Source organism: Chloroflexus sp. MS-G, from assembly GCF_000735195.1.
In the GTDB taxonomy this organism is placed as follows: Bacteria; Chloroflexota; Chloroflexia; order Chloroflexales; family Chloroflexaceae; genus Chloroflexus.
The window spans coordinates 1-22,699 of record NZ_JPIM01000078.1; the positions used below are offsets into that span (position 1 = coordinate 1).

The window sequence follows — 22,699 nt, forward strand, 5'->3', positions numbered from 1 at the left end:
GGAGGTGAGGAGCACCCCTCTCCCGCAGCGCGGGAGAGGGGCCGGGGGTGAGGGTGGCCCCTCACCTTGCCCCTGGCCCCCTTCCTCTTCCATACGGAGAGAGAAAAGGAGAGATGAGCGCAGCAGTGGCGATTCTGCCACCGATACCGCGTTCACGAACTAGATCACCCCTCTCCCGCAGCGCGGGAGAGGGGCCGGGGGTGAGGGCTATCCGCAACGCGGGAGCGGGGCCGGGGGTGAGGGCTACCTTCCAAAACACCCCTACCCATCCTCACTCGCAGCGATCACTGCATTCGCGATTTGATCACCGCGTCCGTTGGGGAGATAGACGTATCGTCCGCCGAGCCAGGCCGCCAGTTGTTGGGCTTCACCCCGCGATACAAAGCTGCGTTGAGTGTCGATAACCACCGCGCCAACACCGGCAGCCCAGAGTCGGCCAGCCAGTTGCTGTACCTCCTGGCGGGCCTGTTCAAGTCGGCGCGTCTTATCCATTGTCGGATCGGCCTTGAGCGGCACATTCGGTCGTCCGTCGGTGATCAACACAATCGTCGTGCGATAGATACCGCGTGCACGCGCCTGTTCGCTGATCTGATATGCGGCCAGTAGGGCTGCTGCTAAAGGTGTGCCACCACCGGTCGGTAACACATCAAGCGCTCGTTTTGCCAGCTCAACGCTTTGTGATGGGGGAAGCAACAGATCGGCGCGGTCACCGCGGAAGGCCAGCAGAGCAACCTGATCGCGGTGAACGTATGCCTGTTGCAAGAGTGCATTAACGGCGCCTTTTGCCTGTCGCATGCGGTGTAGCGCCATCGAGCCGCTGGCATCGACCAAAAAACAGAAGAGCGTCCCCGCCTTTGAACGATACTTCTTAATATGCAGGTCATCGGCTCGAAGGTGAATGCGACCACGCCGATGCGGATGGTGTTCCGCAGCGCGTAGCCGTTGCCAGGGTGCTGCCGCTCGGAGGGTTGCAATGACGTCGAGCCGCCCTTGCGCCGGTTTCCCTGGCACCGAACGAATGTGGCGTCCGCGTTGACCCGAAATGGTTCCCCGCGAACCGCTGCGTCCGCGTCGGCGCACGGTAAAAGGAGTTTCGAGGATGTCCGGCGGTACCTCCGTTTCCAGGGCCGCTAAAATCAGATCTTCGACCGTCAGTTCATCATCGGGAGGTCGTGGTGGTTGATCTTCCTCTTCGTCTGAGCGGTCTTCGTCTTGCTGTTGGCTTGGTGGCGGTGGGGCCGGTTCAGGTGTTGGCGGTGGCGGTGCCTCTTGCGGCTGCATATCGGGTAAGCGGGTAGCCCGTGGCAACATCACCAATCGTACCGCCAGTTCAAGGTCTTCATTACTCACAGTTTCGCGACCAGCCAACGCTGCTGCGGCGCGAGCTGCACGCACCGCGAACATATCGGCGCGGTGGCCTTCAATCCCGAGCGCTAGTGCCGTCAGACTCAATTGCCGGATCTGCTCATCGCTGATCGTAACCGAGGGCAGTAGTTCGCGGGCTGCCAGAATCCCGGCCAATACCAGCGCTTCGTCATCTTCGTAGTCGGTAGTGGGCTGCAAATTGCGGCGCACTACTTCTGCTCGAGTTGTTACTGGTGCTTTCCCGATTGGTGCCACAATCAATCCCAGCCGATCAAGAAGATGACGTCGTGGTGGCCCTTCTGCCGGATCGTAAGTGACTAGCAATACAAAGCGCGCCGGTTCGACGACCGAGATACCTTCGCGTTCAACCCGTACCACCCCACTATCGAGCGCACTCAAAATGTGGTTAATGGTACTATCGTCGAGCAAATTGACACTATCAACGTAGAGCATTCCCCCATTGGCACGCGCCAACAGACCACTGCGATGGACACGCTCACCCGTTGCCAGGGTAGCTTCGATGTCGATACCACCCAACAACCGATCTTCACTGACGCCAACTGGCATCTCTACTAACTGACAGGGTAAGGTTGGGTCGAACTCGTGCCCACCGGCCAGCATACGGGCGAAGGCACGCACTAGGGCACTCTTGCCGGTGCCAGCACCGGCGCCGATGGCAACCCCTGCTAACTTCGGATCAACCGCCAACAATAAGAGTGCCTGCCGTGCCGCTTCTAATCCGACAATAGCCGTAAATGGTAGCGGCGCTGCTGGTAGTTCTCTGGCTTTCTGCACCATATCAGCATTCCTCTCAACGCGACGATGTTGCCTCCTTTTGCGATTCATGGCGGAGCGAGGCAGCTCCTCGCTCCAGCCTCACATCGCTTACGGAGTCAAAACCTCTTCGACGGCACGCTCGATCCGTACCGCATCATCTTGCGTTTCGAGCGGGTCTTTGCGCAGGCGGTGGCGCAGAGCCAGCACCGCAATACGGCGCACATCTTGAATGGTTACCTCATTCCGGCCTTCGAGTGCTGCCAGGGCAGTTGCAGCACGGGCCAGCGTTAATTCGCCACGATGGCCATCGACCTCAAGTTTGACGCACAGTTCGGCAATCTTGTAGAGCACCGGATCGGACAACACAACTTCTGGCAGACGACGTTGCGCCTGCTTTATTTTGCGTTGTAGTTTCTGTGTCTCTTTCGACCACTTCTCGGTGAACGCAAACGGGTCGGCATCGTACTCGCGTCGGCGTTTCACAATTTCGACGCGCTCATTCACGTCGGTAATGGTGGTGATCCGTGCATGCAGACCAAACCGATCCAGGAGCTGTGGACGGAGATCACCCTCTTCGGGATTCCCCGACCCGACCAGCACAAAACGGGCCGGGTGACGTACACTTATCCCTTCGCGTTCCACCACATTGACACCCGACGCTGCCACGTCAAGCAGCACATCAACCAGGTGATCTTCAAGCAGGTTGACCTCATCAATGTAGAGGAAACCACGATTGGCGCGTGCCAGCAATCCGGGCGCAAAAGCCTGCACACCCTGGGTCAATGCCCGTTCAATATCGAGTGTTCCACAGACGCGATCTTCGGTAGCGCCGAGCGGCAAATCAACCACCGGTACTGGAATGTTAATGATCGCAGGCTTTTTGTGTTTACCGGTCTGGTGCTCTAGCGCCCGACACTGTTCACACAACCCGGCCATCCGGTCGGGTGCGCACGAATAAGGACATCCGGCAACTGCTTTGATCGGGGGCAACATGGCTGCAAGCGCTCGCACCGCAGTTGATTTCGCCGTACCGCGATGGCCCATTACCATCACACCCCCAATGGTCGGATTAACGACACAAAGTAAGAGGGCTAACTTTAATTCAGCCTGACCAACAATCGCTACGAACGGATAGGGTGGAACCGGCGCATTGGGAACGGGCGCCTGACCATTGGTTGACGGTTCGGTTACTGTGACTTCTTGCGCTTGTTCTTTGGTCATTGTGCAGCACCTTTGTCAAATAAAAAGCGGGCATCTGCCCGCCTGAACCGCTATACCCGAATCAGGCGGGACAGACAATCACAACCCACGAACGTCCAGTGCGATGGGTGCCGCAATCCCGCTACGGGCCAGATTAACGCTGCGACTTCACCACCGACCCTGCCGTTGGTTTCCGACCGGTGCGGGTCCGACGGGCATAGGCAGTGATGTTCGTCCACAAGAACGTTAGACCGAGACCGAGTACGGTCAGAATCAAACAGGCCCAGCACAGGATCGCTGGTGTTAATGGACCGATCATCTGAGTGGCTTCACCGAGTCCGCTTGGCATAGGTTCACTCCTCTCGCGATAGTTTCGCTTTTGCGGAATACGAAGGCATGATCACTTCACGCATTTTTTGTGGATCAATACGGAAGTTCTCTATTAATTCTACCACGTAGCGCAAATGTGATCGCGGGATGGAAACAAACATTTCACTCGGATCAAGCCGGTTATGCATTCGTCCACCGCCATCGCCAATCGCAAAGACTGAATTTTTAGTGTGCCATGGCGTAGCGAAAATCGAAGCGCACGCACTAGCACCCAGCTCACCCACAGGAAATGTGCCGATCCGCACACTGGCTGCGCCGGCGATTTGCATGGCGCGTTGTGGATCAACAACACAGACCATCAAATCGATAGGAACTCCCTCTGGCACATCATCGAGTGGTGCGGCAGCCAACGCTTTGATCATCCCTGCTGGTAATGCGTAGCTCTGTTGCTTGTTACAGGCAGCCGCTTCTGGGGTGTAAAATCCCTGCGCATCGGTTAAATAAATGCCTTGAGTAATGTATGGCCCTGGATCAGGATTGAAGCCGAGATGATACTGTCCTACCCAGCAGTCGTGATGGTTCGCATCGACATACACCCGTCTACCCTGTTCAGCTTCGCGCACAATCGCGCAGGCAACAATATTGACCGGTTCGTAGCCGGGTGGTGGCCCATCATAACAGTAAGTAATCGCTACCGGTCGGCGTTTGACCCGCATCCGTTCGGTCAAGAGGCGATGCAGCATTTTGAGATCGGGAATGTCGTCTTGTTCACTCATCATCGCCTCCAGAATGGATGTTGCAGATCAGGACTTTCCGCATGCAGTGCGGCGGCCGTCTGGCCCCAACGCCAGATCCATCCCTCGATCCACCAACGAATTCGCAATCGTAATGGTGCTACTCGATATTCAGTTTCCGTTTTGGTCAGGCGTAGCCACATCGCCCACCTCCATCATCCAACCTACGGTTACAACGCTCGATTACCGGTAGAATGGGCTGGCCGGTCGGCGCAGATCAACGTAGCGGAACTGCTCGCCCGAACGCTGTAATGCAGCTAGGATCGCCAGCTTGCTGTCGAGGTCGTCGGCATTGCCCATACAAATGGTAGTATGACCATCTACGGTCAGCATCATCCCCTTCTTCGGATCGTAATTCGCTTCCGTAACGTACATGCCCAATTCTTTTAGCAACCGTTTCACGACCATACGGGTAGGTGCATCCATCTCTGGTTTGTCGCCAACCGCTCGTTCCATCAGGTCAAGCGTAATAATCGGCTTCGGCTGTCGGATCTGGTGCTCGCCGAATAACTCTTCGGCAGTTGCACCTTCAGGGACGATGTCCGGCTCTTCGGCGCCAAACACACTCAGAAATGCTTTGTATTCGAGTGGTCGGACCTCTTCCATCTTCACTGTCGGGAGCGTGCGGTCGATAATCTGGCGGGCCAGCCGGTCGAAGAGTGCATCGAAGCGCGGGTCCTGCAACGCCAACTGGCAGGCATCGGCCAATTCGCGCACTTTCCGATCAAGCGGAATACTTGCCAGCACGGGGAGATTGATCTTTTCGGCAAAGCGCACGGCAACGCCGCTGCCGTCATCGCGATTGACTACCAGGCCTAACAGTTTCGTTCGCCCGCCCATACTGGCGAAATACTTAGCTGCGCTGGCAATATTGTTTGCCGCATAGAGGCTTTGGCGGTCGTTACCACAGAGGATAATCACCTCTTCCGCCAGTGAGCGGGAAAGCGGTGTCGCGAAACCACCGCACACCACATCGCCCAGAAAATCCATGACAATATAATCAAGGGCCCACTGGCTGAGGCCGAATTTTTCGAGCATATCGAAACCAAAGGTGATCCCACGCCCGCCGCAGCCGCGTCCAACCTCTGGCCCGCCAATCTCACAGCCGTACACCGTAGCTGCCCCGTTCATGATCGTCGTCTTGAAGATTACGTGGTGTGGAGCCAGTTCATCTTCACGTCCGGCTTCTTTAAACTCACGCCAGACATCACCAAGCGTTGGCAAGCTGACCCCGCCGAAGAGGGCATTGCAACTATCGTGTTTTGGATCGCAGCCGAGCTGAAGAACGCGATTGCCAAGCAACGCCAGTTTACTGACCAGATTGGTGGTGAAAAACGATTTTCCCATGCCGCCTTTACCGTAGACGGCCAACATTCGTGCGGTCGAACCGGTTTGCTTCTGCTTTGGATGGGCTGGCATACGCGATGTCTCTTTCCAGGCGTATTCGCTTGTCAATGACTGCTTCCCCTATGAACGTGCACGCAATAGCCGATTACTCAGCGTCCTGGTTGTTTTGCGGCCAGGTCACCACAACCTTCAGACACGCCGGGTCTTCGAGAGCCAGGCGATAAGCGGCCTGAATGCGTTCGAGCGGAACATAGTGGGTAAGCAGGCCATCCACCTTTAGGTCGCCGTTAGCCAGCAGATCACGAACCCGTGGGAGATCACCATCGGGGCCGAATTCCCACTCGCGAGCGATCAGAATTTGCGCTTCACGCATAAAGACCGGTGCATAGGGAATATTGATGTGGTCGTAGTAGCCCAACAGCACGACCCGCCCGTGGTCGGCCAGGAGTGGCAACGCACCGGAAAGGGCGCCCATTGAGCCGGTAGCCTCGATCAGCACATTGACTTTGGCTTCACCAATTGCCTCATCGAGCGATTCGCGTGTCACATCGATCACCTGATCGGCCTGACTGGCTTGCAACCGTACCGCTACCCGGTCGGCGACTGCTACGTGCTGGGCGCCGGCATACTTAGCCAGACGGGCTGCCAGTTGCCCAACAATGCCCTGCCCTAAAACCAACACGCGATCGTTGCGCCGAATCTGGGCAATCTTGATGCCGTGGAGTGCAGTTGCAGCTAGTGCCAGTAACACACCCGTTGCCGGTTCGATTGATCCGAGCGGTACCACCCGTTCGTGTTCGGCAGTAATATACTCGCTTTGCCCACCCCAGGCTGCATTAACGCCGCGGAAGCAGCGTGCGCCACCGATGTACACCCATTGCCCGAGCAACTCTTTCGGCGCCTTGCTACCAACCTGCACCACCTGCCCAACCGTCTCGTAACCAGGTACTACCGGAAAGAGGAGCTGCGGTTGCGGCAAGCGTCCATCAAGCAGCATCCGTTCGGTACCGGCGCTGATCGAGGTAAAGGCAGTCTTAATCAAGACATCACCGGCCTTTGGATCATTCACCTGCACCGTGCGAATCTCAATCGTGTTCCGCTTGGGAATAACTACTGCCCGCGACTTGATCGGCATACGCTTGATCTACTTTCTAGTACGCCGTAGCGTAGTCTCAAGAACTCAACCGGTGGTTGCGCCACATCAATCTCTGTCTGTTATTGCATGTTTGCCGTCCCTGCCGACTGTGCCTGTAACTGGGCTTGCAACAAGCGTCGTTGCCTGGCCGATTGAATTCCTTTCACAATAAATTGTCCGGCGTTGAACAAATAGGTGACATACGCAAAGACCATCACCCACATCACGGTACGGCTATCGAGATGGAGCCAGACGGCGACGAAATAGGCGTTGTGGGTAATGATCGCGATCAGATTGCCGAGGTCCTCCCAGAAGAATTCGGGCGCCATGAAATACTTGCCGTAAATGTCGTGTTCCCACAACATACCGGTAATGGTGAGCGCCCAGATCAGAGCAATTTTGATCCACACACTGATCGTCGCAATCCAGTAACCCTCGCCGGTGACAAGATAGCGGATGACCAGTGCAAAGCTAATGAGGAAGACGATAAATTGGATCGGAGCAAGAATGAATTGCGCTTTTGTCCAGGGTGATCGATTGCGCCGTTCGAGTTGTTCGGGCGTATACATTATCTGCCTCCGCTCTGTTCAACCTGCGCCGGTGTGTGCTCACCAACGCGATGTATTGTGAGAAGAAAGCGGTGTTCAACGATTTGCGGTTCGTTCAGATCGGGCCAGCGCTGTTGAGCCCAGCTCTTTACCCGTGCTACCGCCTCGGCTAAAATATCGTCGCTCAAGGCCCAGGTTTCGGCATCGATCCGTGCTGCCATACCCTCGATCACCTCAGCAGGACTGAGGGTTCGCTGCCATCGTGCTGCTTCGATAGCCTCACCTATCACGGGTGCACCGAGCTTCGCCAGATGTTGACTCACTGCGGCTCCGGCGCCTGGCGGTCGTGCACCGGGGAGCAATTCCATCACGACCTGGCGCAGGTGGGCGCGTAGCATTCCAACACACGAACTGGGATCGCGCCAATCAACCCCCTGGATGATCAGACCACCGGGTTTCGTAACCCGCACGATCTCGGCCAGCCCACCACGCCAGTCAGGCAACAGGTGCAAGACATGCACTGCCAGCACTGCATCGAACGTCGTCCTGGCAAACGGAAGCGACTGGGCATCGGCCTGCACGAGCTGCAACGACATACCGGCCTGGGTTGCCCGTTCGCGTGCAGTTGCCAGCATGCCAGGTGAAATATCAATCCCAACCACGATCGCGCCCGCTCCCGCAACCGGCAGCGCAATCCGTCCGGTTCCCACCCCGATTTCTAGCACGAGTCTCCCCTGCCCGAGCTGACGCACAATCGCCTGCCCAATAGCGGCTGCCACATCTGGCGGATGGGCACGCTGTGCATCATACACACTGGCAATGTTGTCGAACGTGATGTCAAGTGCCATAGCGGTGGATACATCTTTCCAGCGTGGGGGTGAAACCGCGTTTACCCCCACGATGATCAAAATTGTTTCAGGAGGCCGTATCCATCGCCAGTGCGGTGGTGATGTCCTGGCGGGTAAGACCCTTAAACTCCTGCACCGAGATCCCGCGCAGGATACCGGTTGCGACGACCATCAGCAACGCTTCCAGGCCGAAGACAAGCCCGTACCCAACGGTCGGTGATACCAGACCACCTTCGATCATCACCGTATGGCCCAGGCCGCTCAGGACATTAGCAAAACCATTCCCCAGTCCCTGCGCCATCCCCCACATTCCCATATAGAGACCGGTCTGACCTTCGACCGTCATCTCCATCATCATCGCCAGTGCACCGACATTGAACAGGCCAATACCGAGACCCATAATGAATAACGCGGGCGAGATAATCTCACGGTGGAGAGACAGCGCCGAGATCATCAGCATTGCCAGTCCTCCGGCGACGCCTAAGCCACCAATCGTTGCAATGGTCTTCTTCTGGATCGGGAGCAAGCTGGAGAGGATACCAATCCCGAGCATACCAAGCAGGGCGCCAGCACCCCACACTTGTTGAAATGCGGCAGTGTCTTTCTGCGGCATTCCAAAGACCTCAGCACCGAATGGCTCCAGGATTGCATCTTGCAAGAAAATACCCATAATCGCCAGCAGGACGAAGGCGAAGAAGCCGCGTACCTGTGGGTTGCGCCTCATCAGGCCGGTAGCTACTCGCCACGTCTCGACTGGGCCGGCTTCGCCGCGCTCAGGAGCCTGGGCCAGTAGCTTTTGATGCTCTTCCTTCGAGATCGGCTTCTCCAGGCCAACTACGCCCAATAGCACAGTGATAGTTACGACAATGGGGGTCAGATTGTAAAGCTGCTGCATTGTCTCCGGCGAGTAGACGGGCATAATGACTCGCGAAACACCGGCGGAAACAATGCCACTAATGATGACAGTAGCCCAGATAAAAGCTACCACCGCGCCGCGCTCTTTCGGTGTGGTGACTTCAGCAATCAGCGCATTGGATGAGCTGCCGTTCATGGCCATCAACACGCCGAAGATGAAGATGAGGGCGAAAGCCTCAACTGTTGCGATAAACGAGCGTTCGCCTAGACCAATAGCAATGCTGGGTAAGGTGAGAAATACCAGCGCTGCACCAATATTTGACAAAATGACGTATGGCGTGCGCCGTAAGCCAAAGATGGGATAACGGTCGGTAAAGCGCCCCCAGTATACCTGAAAGAATGAGATGAAGTGGTGGAGACCGATCAACGTGGTGACGATCACCGCCATTGCGCCGAGGTCGGCAATCGATACGCGATTGAAGTTAAAGGTAAGCAAGGCGAACATCCACCCGGCGCCAACCCGCATCAGCGAGAGGCGAAATGTTTTGACGGCGAAACGGAGCAGGCCCATCACGCACACCTTTCTAGCTCTTTACACGGTACGAACGGATTGTGTAGCACAGAGTTTGTACTACTTTTTTCCTGTTAGCAAAAGGTTTTCGGTTGGCGGACGTGGCAACTGATCACTGTCGGTACGAGGCTTTTGGGATCCCATATCTGTGACCGAGTATAGCATATATTACAACCTTGTGCAATATTTGCAAAATTTGTGCAATCGCTTGTCAACCTCAAAATTTTGCATATTATCAAAAAGTTTTTTGAGTTGCTGTTGGTACTCGGAAAAATTACACCTTTAGGAAAGCGAAGAAAGTCTTTGAAAGCCCAATTGCTAGATATAATTATCAATTGCATTGTAAATGCAACCATTTTGCGTGACCACTGCTGCACAGACGCAGTTGAGAAATCTTCACACCGTTTAGAAAACAACCAGTCGCAAGATTAGTACCTATCCGAATAACTGTCTCAGCGACGAGACGCTGTCTTGCTAACCAGGTTCATCCGTTGTGAACGTGACGATACGATATTCGGATCGGTGCTGACGTGTGCCGAATCGCAGCGCGTAGTGCTGCTTGGAGAATATGCGACGCTGTGCGCTATTGGCGAGACACGGTGGTGGCGGAAGGCAACGGCGAAAAATGTTTCGCCCTACTCCCCATCCAACGTCATTTGTCATTCCAATGTCACCGGTTCAGGGGATTCAGCATCGGTGCGATCAATACGGTTTCGGCGCCATCCCGTGATTGCCACCGTCCGACAACCTCAATCACAACGAATACATCATCCGAACTGCCCAACATTGCTGGTAATGGTAATGCTCTGGTGCGCCGGAGACATATACTGTTTTTTGACCATTCGGTCGTACTTCGGCTGTTGCCGAGTAATCAATGTGTTATGTGGGGTCATCTTATGTCACACTTCGTCGCTGCCCGTCGTTTTCTATTCAGTCTGTTCCTGATCATTGCTGTAGTTTTCGTTAGTCTGCGGCCTGATGTGGCTCTGGCTAACGCCACCGTCAATGTTATGCTCAGTACCAGTTTCCCGGTGGTCAACAGCGGTGATTGGTCAGTGATTTATGTTGATTACAGTTGTTCGAGCGTTGTCAGTACACCTTGCGAAAACGCGACCGTCACTACAGTGATCCCGCTAGAGCTGGCCGGTGGTTCTGGTGATGTGCAGGCGCTTGGTGCTGGTACTTCGGCATCGTACAATCCGACTACTCGCACCGTGACATGGACGTTCAGTTCGCCGCTAGCACCGGGTGATAGTGGACGGTTGGAATTGCGGGTGCGTTTCCCCGCCGGTATAACCCCTGATGGAACAACGGCTACGCTGCGGGCCGAGATGCGTTCAACCACGGCGCCGCCGCGCTTGTCGAATCCGTTGACAATTACTGCTCGCGCTGAGCCACGTGCCGTCGCTACGAAGACGTTTGTGTCAGGTGGTGCTCCCGATGTGCCGACGACTTATCAGCTTCAGGTCTGTATTCCAGATAATGGTTCGGGTGCGCTGAATCTGACCAATGTGCAGATTACCGATGCGCTGCCTGTAGGGGCGACGTTCGTTAGTGCTTCTGATGGTGGCTCGTTTAATAGCAGCACGAATACCGTCTCCTGGCCAGCGACTAGCCTAACGGTGCCAGGCAATCTCTGCGCAACTCGCACGGTGACGGTTGTCTTCCCTTCGGCTTCGTTTCCCGTCGGGACTGAAGTGCGCAATGTGATGAATGTCTCTGCCCAGGCCGGTTCGGTGACGATTACGTTGACCGATGATGATGTACGGCGGATTCAGCCGCCAACGCCAGGGTATGGCTTTACCAAAAATGGCCCCACTTCGGCATTGGTGGGTGATACCGTGACCTATACCTTCAATACCATTAACACCGGCACGACGCCATTGAATGATGTGGTGGTAACCGATCCGGTTCCGCCTGAGTTGCAGGTTACACGCATTACAGTGGCTGGTGGAAATATCTCCGGTGTGCGAGTCGAGTTAGAGTACACGACAAATTTGAATTCCACCTTTACGCCAGTTCCGGGGAGTCCGTTTACCACGACAAGCTGCGTGAATATTGCGCCGGCTTCAGGTGGTGGCTGTAGTACGCTGACCCTCGGCGCTGGCGAGCGGATTACTGCTATTCGCTGGCGCTACCTCGATCCGTTACCGTTTGGGTTTAGCGCAACTGGACATAACCTCAGCGCTGTGGTGACCGCAGTGCCGGTGAATGCGGTCGTGGTGAATCAGGCGACCAGTACCTTCACTTACAACGGGTATACTGCTACGCGGCTTGATGAAGCTCGCACGCGAATCGTTGAGCCAGGTTCTCGTGCAGTTGTAAGTAAATCAGTTGACCCGGCGGTAGCCTATGCTGGTGACACCGTTACCTACACGATCACGCTGAACAATTCTCAGCTCGGTGGTGTTGGCGCCGGTCTGGTTGATCCGGTTTTGGCCGATCTGTTGGTTGAAAGTCTACGTTACGTTCTGGGCAGTTCAGTTGTGGTCTCGAAGCCGACCGGCGCCCCCGATCCGGTGTTGGATGTGATTGACAACTACAACGGTACCGGTCGTACCCTGCTGCGTTGGCGCTGGCCGGGCTATAATTTACCGCCGAATGCTTCCTTTACGATTCGCTTCCAGGCGCGGATCGATCCGGCTACGGTGACCGGTACCATCGCCAATACTGCGTCGTTAGCCAGTTTTGCCAACCCGCCCGGTCAGATTTTCATCGATCAATGTCATCAACAACTTGCTGATAGCCACGATTTCGATGGCGATGGCAACATCAGTGAACTGATCTGTTCCTCCTCGATTACCAGCCTCAGCCTGGCGGCCGCAGCGACGGCCAGTTCGGCAAAATGGGTGCTCGGCCAGCTCGATACCGAATGGACGCGCGATCCCTACACCGGTATGACTACACCCGGTGGTATGGCCGATTATCGGCTGATCATTACTAATACCAACTCCGTTCCCTTGACCAATCTGGTGTTGATCGATATTTTGCCGTGGGTTGGTGATGTCGGCGTCGTGCGTTTTAACCAGCCGCGTGAAAGCCAGTGGCAACCGTATCTGGCCGGCCCTATCGCTGTACCCGATGGGGCAACCGTCTATTACAGTACAACGAACAATCCTTGTCGCAATCCTGACCTGGGTCTGACCGATACTGGAGGCAATCCGATAGACGCACCTGGTTGTGTCGATCCACAATGGTCAACGACCTTACCGGCTGACATCACGACGGTACGTTCGGTGCGGATTGATTTTGGCAGCCGTATTCTCTACCCGCAAGATTCGGTGGTGATAACGTGGCCGATGCGGGCGCCGTTAGGTGGTACCCCTGGCGAGATTGCCTGGAATACGTTTGGCTATCGGGCGTTTGATATTTACGGGAATCCGTTGCTGGCTGCCGAACCACCACGAGTTGGTATTGAGCGAGGAGCGGTTATACCGCCTTCGTATGGGAATTACGTCTGGCTCGATGCCGACCTCGATGGTGTGCAAGACCCTGGCGAAACTGGGGTGAATGGTGCACGGATCGATTTCTACCAGGACAGTGATGGTATTGCCGGGCCGAGTGCTGGCGACCGTTGGGTTGGATTTACGATCTCTGGTCCGGATAATGATGGTAACCCCGGTTACTATCTCTTCTCTGATCCTGATGACATTCCTCCCGGCGATTACTACATTCGGGTAACGCCGCCAGCCGGGTATGGCTTTACAACACCCGATCAAGGTGGTGATGATGCTCGCGACTCGGATATTAACCCGACCTCGCGCTACAGTGCGGTCACAAACCTTGCATCCGGTGAAAATGATGATACCTGGGATGTGGGATTGGTGACCGTCACTGCGGTTGGTGATTATGTCTGGATTGATCGCAACGGGAATGGTATCCAGGATGAACCGCCATCTGATGGGGTCAATGGAATTACCGTGCGGCTATACAATAGCATTGGTACCCTGATTGCCACAACCGTCACTGCCGATGATCTGCTTGGTAATCCTGGTTACTACCTCTTCAGTGGGTTAAGTGCTGGAAGCTACTTCATTGAGTTTGTCCTGCCAACCGGCTTTACCTTTACGACGGCAGACAGCGGGAGTAACGATAACCACGACTCTGACGCTAATCCAACTACCGGACGAACCGGTGTCTTCACGCTGGCTGCAAACCAGCTTGATCGTAGTCGTGATGCTGGATTGATTGTACCGACCGGGAATCTGCGTCTCGGTAATCGGGTCTGGTATGACCGTGATAACGACGGTCGCTATGAGCCGACGAACGGCGAATCCGGTATTAATGGTGTGCGTCTAAGCCTGTTCCGTGATGTGAACAATAATGGTCTCCCCGATTCCGGTGAGTACGTTGGCGGTGCGACCACCAGTACGGTCGGTGGTGAGGCCGGGTATTATCAGTTCACCAATCTAACTGCCGGTAACTATATCGTAGTAGTTGACGACGATAACTTCGCTCCTGGTGGTGTGTTGTACGGAATGCGTTCGAGTAGTGGCAACGATCCGGCGCCTGACCCCGATAATGATGTCGATCATGATGATAACGGTACACTGATTGCCGGCATCGTCCGCTCGTTGCCGATCACACTATCAGTTGGTGGTGAGCCGACAACAGACGGTGATGATGCAAATGGCAATCAGACCCTCGATTTTGGCTTTATCAGAGGTGCAGCTCTGGGCGATCGGGTCTGGTTTGATACGAACGGCAACGGGATTCAGGACGCTGGCGAGCCGGGCGTAGCCGGTATCACGGTTGAGTTGCTCGATGGTAGTGGGAATCCGATAGATAGTGATCCGGGTACGCCCGGTGTGCAGCCGACGATCACCGTGACCGATGGTGCTGGCCGCTACGGTTTCACCGGTTTGAACGCCGGTACGTATCGGGTGCGCTTTAGCAATCTGCCTGCTGGCTACAGCTTCACGACCGCCGATCAAGGTACCAACAACGAGCTGGATAGTGATGTTAACGCTAGCGGATTGACGCCGGTTATCACCTTGACCGCCAATCAGACCGATCTGAGTTGGGATGCTGGTCTGGTGGCACTGCTGGCCAGTGTTGGCGATCGGGTCTGGAATGATCTGAATTACAACGGCATTCAAGATGCTGGTGAGCCGGGGGTTAGCGGTGTTCAGGTGAGTCTCTATCGCCTTGGCTACGATGGTGTGGCTGGCACGGCTGATGATGAACTGGTGGCTACAACGACAACCGGCACCGATGGTCTCTACAGCTTCACCAATCTGCCACCCGGTCGCTACTTTGTGCAGTTTGGTGCGCCGCCAACCGGTTACACACTCACTGCAACCGATCAGGGAAGTGACGATGCGGCTGATAGTGATGCTGATGTAACGACTCGGCGTACTGCCCTGATCGATCTGGCGCCGGGCGCGAATGATCCCGACTGGGATATGGGTCTGTTCGTGTTCGCTTCAATCGGTGATCGGGTCTGGCGTGATACCAACAACAACGGGATGCAAGATGCTGGCGAACCGGGTGTCGGTGGGGTGCAGGTTCGTCTCTACCGACCCGGTAGCAGTGTGCCGGTGGCCACTACAACGACAAACAGCAGTGGTATCTACACGTTTACCAATCTGGTGCCTGGCGACTACTATGTTGAGTTTAGTTTGCCCGTCGGTCATCGTGCCAGTCCGCAGAACCAGGGGAGTGATGATACCCACGATAGCGATGCCGATCCGATAACCCGGCAAACGGCGGCAACCACGCTTGATCCGGGTGAGAACGATCCGACCTGGGACTTTGGGATTGTGCCGACGGCCAGTATCGGTGATCGGGTCTGGCGTGATGACAATGCGGACGGTATCCAGGATGCGAGTGAGACGGCTGGCATCCCAGGTGTACAGGTTGTGCTGTACGATAGCGCCGGTAACCCGCTGAATACTACCGTCACCGATGCCGATGGTTTCTACCGCTTCGAGAATCTGCTGGCCGGTGATTACTACCTGCGGTTTGTCGTTCCTGCCAGTTATATCGTCAGCCCACGGGATCAGGGTAGCAACGACAACGCCGACTCCGATGTTGATCCGAACACCTTCCTGACAACCACGACGACCTTAAGTGCTGGCGAAAACGATCTGCGCTGGGACCTCGGCCTGTATCAATTGGCTAGCCTCGGTGATCGGGTCTGGCACGATGTCAACGGCAACGGACGACAGGATAGTGGCGAGCTTGGTGTAGCGAATGTGCCGGTTTCTCTGTACCAGCCTGGGACTGACGGTATCGCCGGTACGGCCGATGATGTCCTGGTCGCTTCGACAACAACGAACGGTAGTGGCGAATACCTCTTTACCAATCTGCAACCTGGCCGGTATTTCGTCCAGTTCGGTACTGCACCCGGTTACAGTCTGCTCAGCCCGCGTGATGCGGTCGTGGCGACCGACGAGACCGATAGTGACGTTGACGCTAACCGGCGCACCCCAATTGTCGAACTACTCTCCGGCGCGTCAAACCGTTCTCTCGACATGGGTGTGCTGAACCCGGCTAGCCTGGGGAATCGTGTCTGGTTTGACAGTGATGTTGATGGTATCCAGGATTCAGGCGAGAGTGGCGTAAACGGTGTGACTGTGAGTCTTTACAGGCTCGACGGGACGTTGGTGGCGACACAAACGACCGACAGCAACGGCGAATACCTCTTCACCAATCTCGCACCAGGTGAATACTATGTGGTCTTTAGTAACCTACCGGCCAACCACTCCTTCACCCGGCTGGATCAGGGCAGTGATGATACTGCCGATAGTGACGCCAATCCAATTGACGGTCGCACCGGAATCGTTCGTCTGAATTCAGGCGATAACAATCTCACCGTTGATGCCGGTATCTTCGAGACGATCACTGTTGGCGATCGGGTCTGGCTTGATCTGGATGCCGATGGTATTCAGGATGCTGATGAGACGACCGGCATTCCCGGTGTGCGCGTTGAGCTATTGCGCGACAGCGATGGTGTCGTGCTCGATTACACGTACACTGATGGCAATGGTCTTTATCAGTTTACCAACCTCTTCCCTGGTACCTACCGCATTCGCTTTAGCGAAATCCCAACCGACTATGTGCGTAGTCCGCAGGATTGGGGTGGGAATGATCAGCTTGATAGCGATGCCAATGCCACCTTTGAGACGGCGCCATTCACGCCGGTATCAGGGAATAATTCGCAATACGACCTCGGTCTCTACCGGCTGGCCCGAATTGGCAACTTCGTCTGGGAAGACCGTAACGGTAATGGTCGCCAGGATGCTGGCGAGCTGGGCATCCCGAATGTCACGGTGACTCTGAATGGCACGACCGGTGCAGGCGATCCGGTGTCGCGAACGACTCAAACCGACAGTAACGGTTTCTATTTGTTCGATAATGTCACACCGGGCAGTTATACCATTACCGTCACTGCTCCGGCCGGTTACTTCTTCACCGCAGCAGATCAGGGTGACGATGGCGGCGATTCGGATGCCAACGGTGCTGGCGTCATGGCCACGACAACCCTTGAGTCGGGCGAGGAAGACCTGACCTGGGATGCCGGTCTCTACCGTCCGGCAACGATTGGCGACCGGGTCTGGCGCGATACGAATGGCAATGGTGTGCAAGATACCGGCGAAACAGGACTTGATGGTGTTACAGTGACACTAACTGGTACAACAGGTAGTGGCGCCCTTGTTAATCAGACAACCACGACGTCAGGTGGTGGTTTCTACAGCTTTACCAATCTGGTACCGGGCACATACCAGATAACCGTCACCGCACCGACCGGCGAAGTCTTCACCTATCGCGATATAACAGCAACAGAAGTTGCCGGAGCGAATGATGCCAATGATAGTGATGCTGATGCGTCAGGTGTCATGATCGACACTGTCCTTGAGTCGGGTGAGGTCGATCTGACGTGGGATGCTGGTCTGGTCATTCCGGCCAGCCTGGGCGATTTCGTCTGGGAAGACCTGAACGGGAACGGTGTGCAAGAGACGGGTGAACCTGGTTTTGTCAATGTGTCTGTAGCGTTGATCGGCGCCGGGCGTGACCGCACCTTCGGTACGGCTGATGATACATTGGCAACCGCAACGACCAATGGCAGCGGCGCATATAGCTTTACGAATCTGCAACCCGGCCTCTACCGTGTGCGATTCACGCGGCCTAATGGCTACGCCTTCACCGTCGGCGATGCACCAGCAGCGACCGATGCTACGGACTCCGACGTGCCGACCGGTGTGAGCGCGACAGCGACCACAATCACGATTGATCTCGAGTCAGGCGAGAATGATCTGACCTGGGATGCCGGTCTCTACCAGCTCCTGTCCTTGGGTAATCGGGTATGGGAAGATATCAACAATGACGGTCAACTCAGTGCGGGTGAGGTTGGCATTGATGGTGTCGCCGTGCGTCTCTACCGTGATCTCAACGGCGATGGTGATGTGAACGATAGCGGTGAGACGACGCCGATCGCTACAACGACAACGAACTATGGTGGTTATTATCTGTTCAGTGGTCTGGTGCAGGGTGACTATCTGGTGGAAGTGGTCTTGCCGGCAGGTTATGTGTCGAGCACCGGCACGAATGGAAGTGCCAGCGGGTTGTATGAATCAGCGCCCGATGCCGATACCAACACAACTGACAGTGATGACAACGGTAGTCAGAGCGGTGGCGTGGTACGGAGTACTATCGTTCGTCTGCGGCCCAATAGCGAACCAATCGGTGAGAGTGATCCATTACCCGCTGCGCTGAACGATCCGGCGCGTAACGAAAATAGTAATCTGACCGTTGACTTCGGCCTCTTCTGGCCGGCCCGAATTGGGAATCTGGTCTGGTTTGATCGCGATGCTAACGGCGTGCAGAATGGTGGTGACGAGACCGGTATCGGTGGTGTGACTGTCCAACTCTTCTTCGATACCGATGGTGACGGTCAGCCAAGTGCTGGTGATACCCTGGTTGCAACCGCAACAACTGCTGCTGATGGCAGTTATGGGTTCAATTATCTCATTCCGGGTAGTTACTATCTGAACTTTGCCTTACCAACCGGCTATGTCCGTAGCCCACAGGATCAGGGCGGTAATGATGAAACTGACAGTGATCCTGATCGCACGAATGGTCGAACCGGTATGATCATGCTCTTTGCCGGTCAGAACGATCAAAGCCGGGACGCTGGTCTCTATCAGCTCGTCAATCTGGGAAATCGAGTCTGGAATGACGTCAACAACAATGGGTTGCTCGATGCTGGTGAGGGTGGGATTGACGGGGTAACGGTGAATCTTTACTACGATGCAAACCGCAATGGCACAATTGACGGTAGCGAGACGACGCCATTGGCTACGACAACGACGAGTGGTGGTGGGTTCTACAACTTCATCAACCTTGATCCGGGCGATTACCTGGTTGAGATTCCGGCGAGTAACTTCGCCATCGGTCAGGCGCTGGGACCGAGTGGTACTCAGCCGGCATTCCGTTCGAGCACGGGTACCGTGGGAAGTGCAACCGGTCCTTACGAGGCAGCACCAGACCCTGATAACGACATCGATAATGACGATAACGGTACTGATGATGGTAGCGATAATATCCTTTCTGACATTATCACCCTGCGCTCACAAGACGAGCCAACCACCGATGGTGACGGGAATAACGGCAATCTCACGCTCGACTTCGGCTTCTTCCGTCCGCTGGCGTTGGGCAACCTGGTCTGGCATGACTACAACAATAACCGTACCGTTGATGCGGGTGAACCGGGCATTAACGGCGTTGAAATCCAACTCTACCGCGACGTGAATAACAATGGCAGTTACGATGCCGCTACTGATACGCTGGTGGCGACGACTACAACCAGTGGTGGCGGGGAATATCGCTTCGATAACCTGATACCGGGTGACTATCTGGTTGTCATTCCGGCCAGCAACTTTGCCAGTGGTGGGGCGTTACGTTTCTTCCGCAGCAGTGATGGTGGGAACGCCAACGATAGCGCCGCTGATCCCGATACCGACACTGACGGCGATGACAATGGTATCGGGCCGAACGTGGGGGTTGTGACCGGCGCTGCAACCGATCTCGTTCGCAGCGCAGCAGTAACGCTCAGCCTCGGTGGTGAGCCAACCGACGAAGATGGTGATAGCAATACGAACCTGACCGTTGATTTCGGCTTCTACAGCTTGACGATTGGGAATCGGGTCTGGCTCGATTACAACAACAATGGCGTGTTTGATGCTGGAGATGCAAGTACCGGATATGTCAACGGTAGAGAGATGCGCTTGTTCTACGATGCCGATGGGAATGGCGTACTAAATGGTAGTGAAGCGACAGCCGTCATTACCACGACAACCAGTAACGGCGGTCGTTACCTGTTTGGTGGCCTCCGTGATGGCGGAAATTACGTGGTAGAATTGGTCTCGAATGCTAGTAATGTATCAAGCACCGGTATCAACGGTATGGCTACCGGCCCCTACGAACCGGCGCCTGATCCTGATGACAGCACGGTTGATAATGATGACAACGGCACGGCTAATGGAAACAACGAGCGCAGCGCTGTCTTTACGGTGCGCGTTGGGATGATGCCTACTGGCGAACCTGACACGGTTATGCCCACCGGTGTGACCAATCCGGCTATTGATGCGAACAGTAATCTGACCATTGACTTTGGTCTGTTTGACGAAGGTCAGATCGGTGATCAGGTGTGGCTGGATGCCAACGGTAATGGTATTCGAGATACTGGTGAAACAACCTATATTGCCGGTGTGACGGTCACAATCTACAGTGCGGCAACCAATCAGCCACTCGATGGTGACCCGAATACACCTGGAATCCAGCCGATCACCCGCACATCAGTAGCGTCAGCCACTAGCTACCTGTTCAACCGCCTGATTGCCGGTACCTATTATCTGGTCTTCAGTGACATTCCTGCTCAGTATGCTATCAGTCCACTTGATCAGGGTGGTGATGATACACGCGACTCGGATGTCAATCCGGCAACCTTGCAAACGACCACTATCACGCTTGGCAATACCAACAATAACGATCTGAGGTGGGATCTCGGTCTCTATCCGCGCCTCACGCTGGGTAATCTGGTCTGGTACGATGCCAACGACAACGGTGTCGTTGACAGTGGCGAGAGCGGTATTCCCAATGTGCGGGTTGAGCTATACCGCGATAGCAATGGTAATGGCCAGGCCGATACAGGAGAGTTTGTTACCTTCACAACTACGGATGGCAACGGTGCCTATCTATTCAGCGGTTTGGAGCAGGGTGACTACATTGTGGTTATTCCGGCCAGCAACTTCGACGTTGGTCAGCCGCTCTATCGCCATCGCTCAAGCACCGGTAGCAACGGATCCGCGACCGGGCCTTATGAGCCAGCATCCGATCCGGATAACAATGTAGACAATGATGACAACGGTACCGACACAATCAACGGTGTTGTCAGTGGTGTTATTTCGCTCAATCCATCGTTTGAGCCAACCACCGATGGCGACGGGAATAACGGCAATCTCACGCTCGACTTTGGCTTCTTCGAGCCGCTTACTCTCGGTAATCTGGTCTGGAACGATCTGAACAATAACGGGATCGTTGATGTTGGTGAACCCGGTATTGATGGGGTACGGGTCGAACTCTATCTTGACAGCAACGGTAACAACCAGGCCGATGCAGGTGAACTGGTGACCTTCACCACCACGTCGGGCGGTGGTCAGTACAGCTTTACCGACCTGATCGAGGGGAACTACATTGTGCGCATTCCGGCCGGTCAGTTTGCAACCGGGCAGCCCCTAGCCGGCTTTGTTTCCAGCACCGGCGCCAATGGCTCGGTGACCGGTCCTTATGAGGCAGCGCCCGATCCGGATAATAATGTAGACAATGATGACAACGGTACCACTGATGGCAGTGGCAATGTTGACAGCGCGCCGATCACGCTGGCCCGCGGTACTGAGCCGGACATTGCTGTTGACGGTGACGGCACGAACGGTAATTTAACGGTTGACTTTGGCTTCTTCCGTCACGCCCGGCTTGGCGATCTGGTCTGGAATGACCAGAATGCCAATGGCGTGCAGGATAGTGGTGAGAACGGGGTCAGTGGTGTAATGGTTGAGCTATTCAGCACCGGCCCCGACAACGCGATTGGCGGCGATGATGATACGCTGGTGGTGAGCACAACAACTGACATGAACGGTATCTACGGCTTCACGCACCTGATTCCCGGATCGTACTACCTCCAATTCGCGCTACCGGCTGGCTATAGCGATGTCAGCCCACGCGATCAGGGTAGCAATGATACCGTTGACAGCGATGCCGATCCGACCACTCGCCTCACTTCAGTTATCACCCTCCCCATCGGTGCTAATGACCAGACGTGGGATATGGGTGTCTTTAATCGGGCCAGTGTTGGCAACTTCGTCTGGGAAGATGTCAATGGCAACGGACAGCAAGACAGTGGCGAGAATGGGATCGATGGAGTAACCGTGACCCTGTATCGAGCCGACGGAACTGCGGTTGGTTCCGTCACCACGACTGGCGGCGGCTCGTACAGCTTCAGCGGTCTACTGCCCGGTGAGTACTACCTTGAATTCAGCAACCTGCCCGCGGGTTATGTATTTACCTTTGCCGATACAGGTTCGGATGCGAGCGATTCAGATGCAAACCGAACAACTGGGCGAACTGCTACCTTCACACTGGTAAGTGGTCAGATCGACAATACCTGGGACGCGGGCCTCTACCGTCCGGCCAGCATCGGCAACTACGTCTGGGAGGACACCAACGGCAACGGCTTGCAGGATGCTGGTGAGCCGGGGGTGCGGGGCGTGACCGTCCAGTTAAGCGGCACAACGGGGGCAGGCGTCACGGTGAGTCGAAGCGCGATCACCGACGATAACGGCTTCTACCGCTTCGACGATCTGGCGCCGGGGACGTACACGGTAACGGTCGTACCACCCACCGGTTACGTCATCACGGCCGCCAATCAG

Annotated in this window: 12 protein-coding genes and 1 pseudogene; 3 read left to right on the plus strand and 10 right to left on the minus strand. The window is 55.5% G+C overall.

Features of this window, described 5'->3' with window-relative positions:
* Window positions 1-261: 261 nt before the first annotated feature.
* From bchD to JE47_RS0114005, 10 genes are all read right to left on the minus strand, one after another.
* Entirely contained in the window at window positions 262-2,163 is a 1,902-nt protein-coding gene (bchD, locus tag JE47_RS0113960; RefSeq protein WP_031460352.1) for a magnesium chelatase ATPase subunit D, read from the minus strand.
* An 87-nt stretch (window positions 2,164-2,250) separates the two neighbouring features.
* Window positions 2,251-3,363: a magnesium chelatase ATPase subunit I gene (gene bchI / locus JE47_RS0113965; RefSeq protein ID WP_031460353.1), complete on the minus strand. Its 1,113-nt coding sequence runs from the start codon at window positions 3,361-3,363 to the stop codon at window positions 2,251-2,253.
* 133 nt (window positions 3,364-3,496) lie between these two features.
* Window positions 3,497-3,691 (minus strand): hypothetical protein, encoded by a 195-nt coding sequence (locus tag JE47_RS0113970; RefSeq protein WP_028457136.1) that lies wholly within the window; start codon window positions 3,689-3,691, stop codon window positions 3,497-3,499.
* 4 nt (window positions 3,692-3,695) lie between these two features.
* Complete coding sequence (locus JE47_RS0113975) at window positions 3,696-4,448, minus strand: DUF169 domain-containing protein (protein WP_031460354.1); 753 nt, start codon at window positions 4,446-4,448, stop codon at window positions 3,696-3,698.
* Window positions 4,448-4,609 (minus strand): hypothetical protein, encoded by a 162-nt coding sequence (locus JE47_RS21965; RefSeq protein WP_173424565.1) that lies wholly within the window; start codon window positions 4,607-4,609, stop codon window positions 4,448-4,450. The genes JE47_RS0113975 and JE47_RS21965 overlap by 1 nt, the downstream gene beginning before the upstream one ends.
* Window positions 4,610-4,649: 40 nt before the next feature.
* Window positions 4,650-5,885 carry a chlorophyllide a reductase iron protein subunit X gene (locus tag JE47_RS0113985; RefSeq protein ID WP_035419521.1) on the minus strand — a complete coding sequence of 412 codons (1,236 nt, stop codon included), beginning with the start codon at window positions 5,883-5,885 and terminating at the stop codon, window positions 4,650-4,652.
* A 73-nt stretch (window positions 5,886-5,958) separates the two neighbouring features.
* Window positions 5,959-6,948, minus strand: a complete 990-nt coding sequence (locus JE47_RS0113990) for a zinc-binding dehydrogenase (RefSeq protein WP_031460356.1) — start codon at window positions 6,946-6,948, stop codon at window positions 5,959-5,961.
* Between the two features lie 80 nt (window positions 6,949-7,028).
* Window positions 7,029-7,517 (minus strand): 2-vinyl bacteriochlorophyllide hydratase, encoded by a 489-nt coding sequence (gene bchF, locus JE47_RS0113995; protein WP_031460357.1) that lies wholly within the window; start codon window positions 7,515-7,517, stop codon window positions 7,029-7,031.
* Entirely contained in the window at window positions 7,517-8,344 is an 828-nt protein-coding gene (locus JE47_RS0114000) for a class I SAM-dependent methyltransferase (RefSeq protein WP_031460358.1), read from the minus strand. The genes bchF and JE47_RS0114000 overlap by 1 nt, the downstream gene beginning before the upstream one ends.
* Window positions 8,345-8,411: 67 nt before the next feature.
* Window positions 8,412-9,770 carry a BCD family MFS transporter gene (locus tag JE47_RS0114005; RefSeq protein ID WP_031460359.1) on the minus strand — a complete coding sequence of 453 codons (1,359 nt, stop codon included), beginning with the start codon at window positions 9,768-9,770 and terminating at the stop codon, window positions 8,412-8,414.
* Window positions 9,771-11,479: 1,709 nt separating this feature from the next.
* Here JE47_RS0114005 and JE47_RS22555 point away from each other — a divergent pair.
* The 3 genes and pseudogenes from JE47_RS22555 to JE47_RS22565 all read left to right on the plus strand — a co-directional run.
* A pseudogene (locus JE47_RS22555) lies at window positions 11,480-19,141 on the plus strand (SdrD B-like domain-containing protein); the annotation flags it as partial.
* Window positions 19,035-19,523 (plus strand): DUF6688 domain-containing protein, encoded by a 489-nt coding sequence (locus JE47_RS22560; protein ID WP_442856921.1) that lies wholly within the window; start codon window positions 19,035-19,037, stop codon window positions 19,521-19,523. The pseudogene JE47_RS22555 and the gene JE47_RS22560, both read left to right, overlap by 107 nt.
* Window positions 19,424-22,699 (plus strand): SdrD B-like domain-containing protein (locus JE47_RS22565; protein WP_442856922.1); only part of this gene is annotated, 3,276 nt, incomplete at its 3' end. The genes JE47_RS22560 and JE47_RS22565, both read left to right, overlap by 100 nt.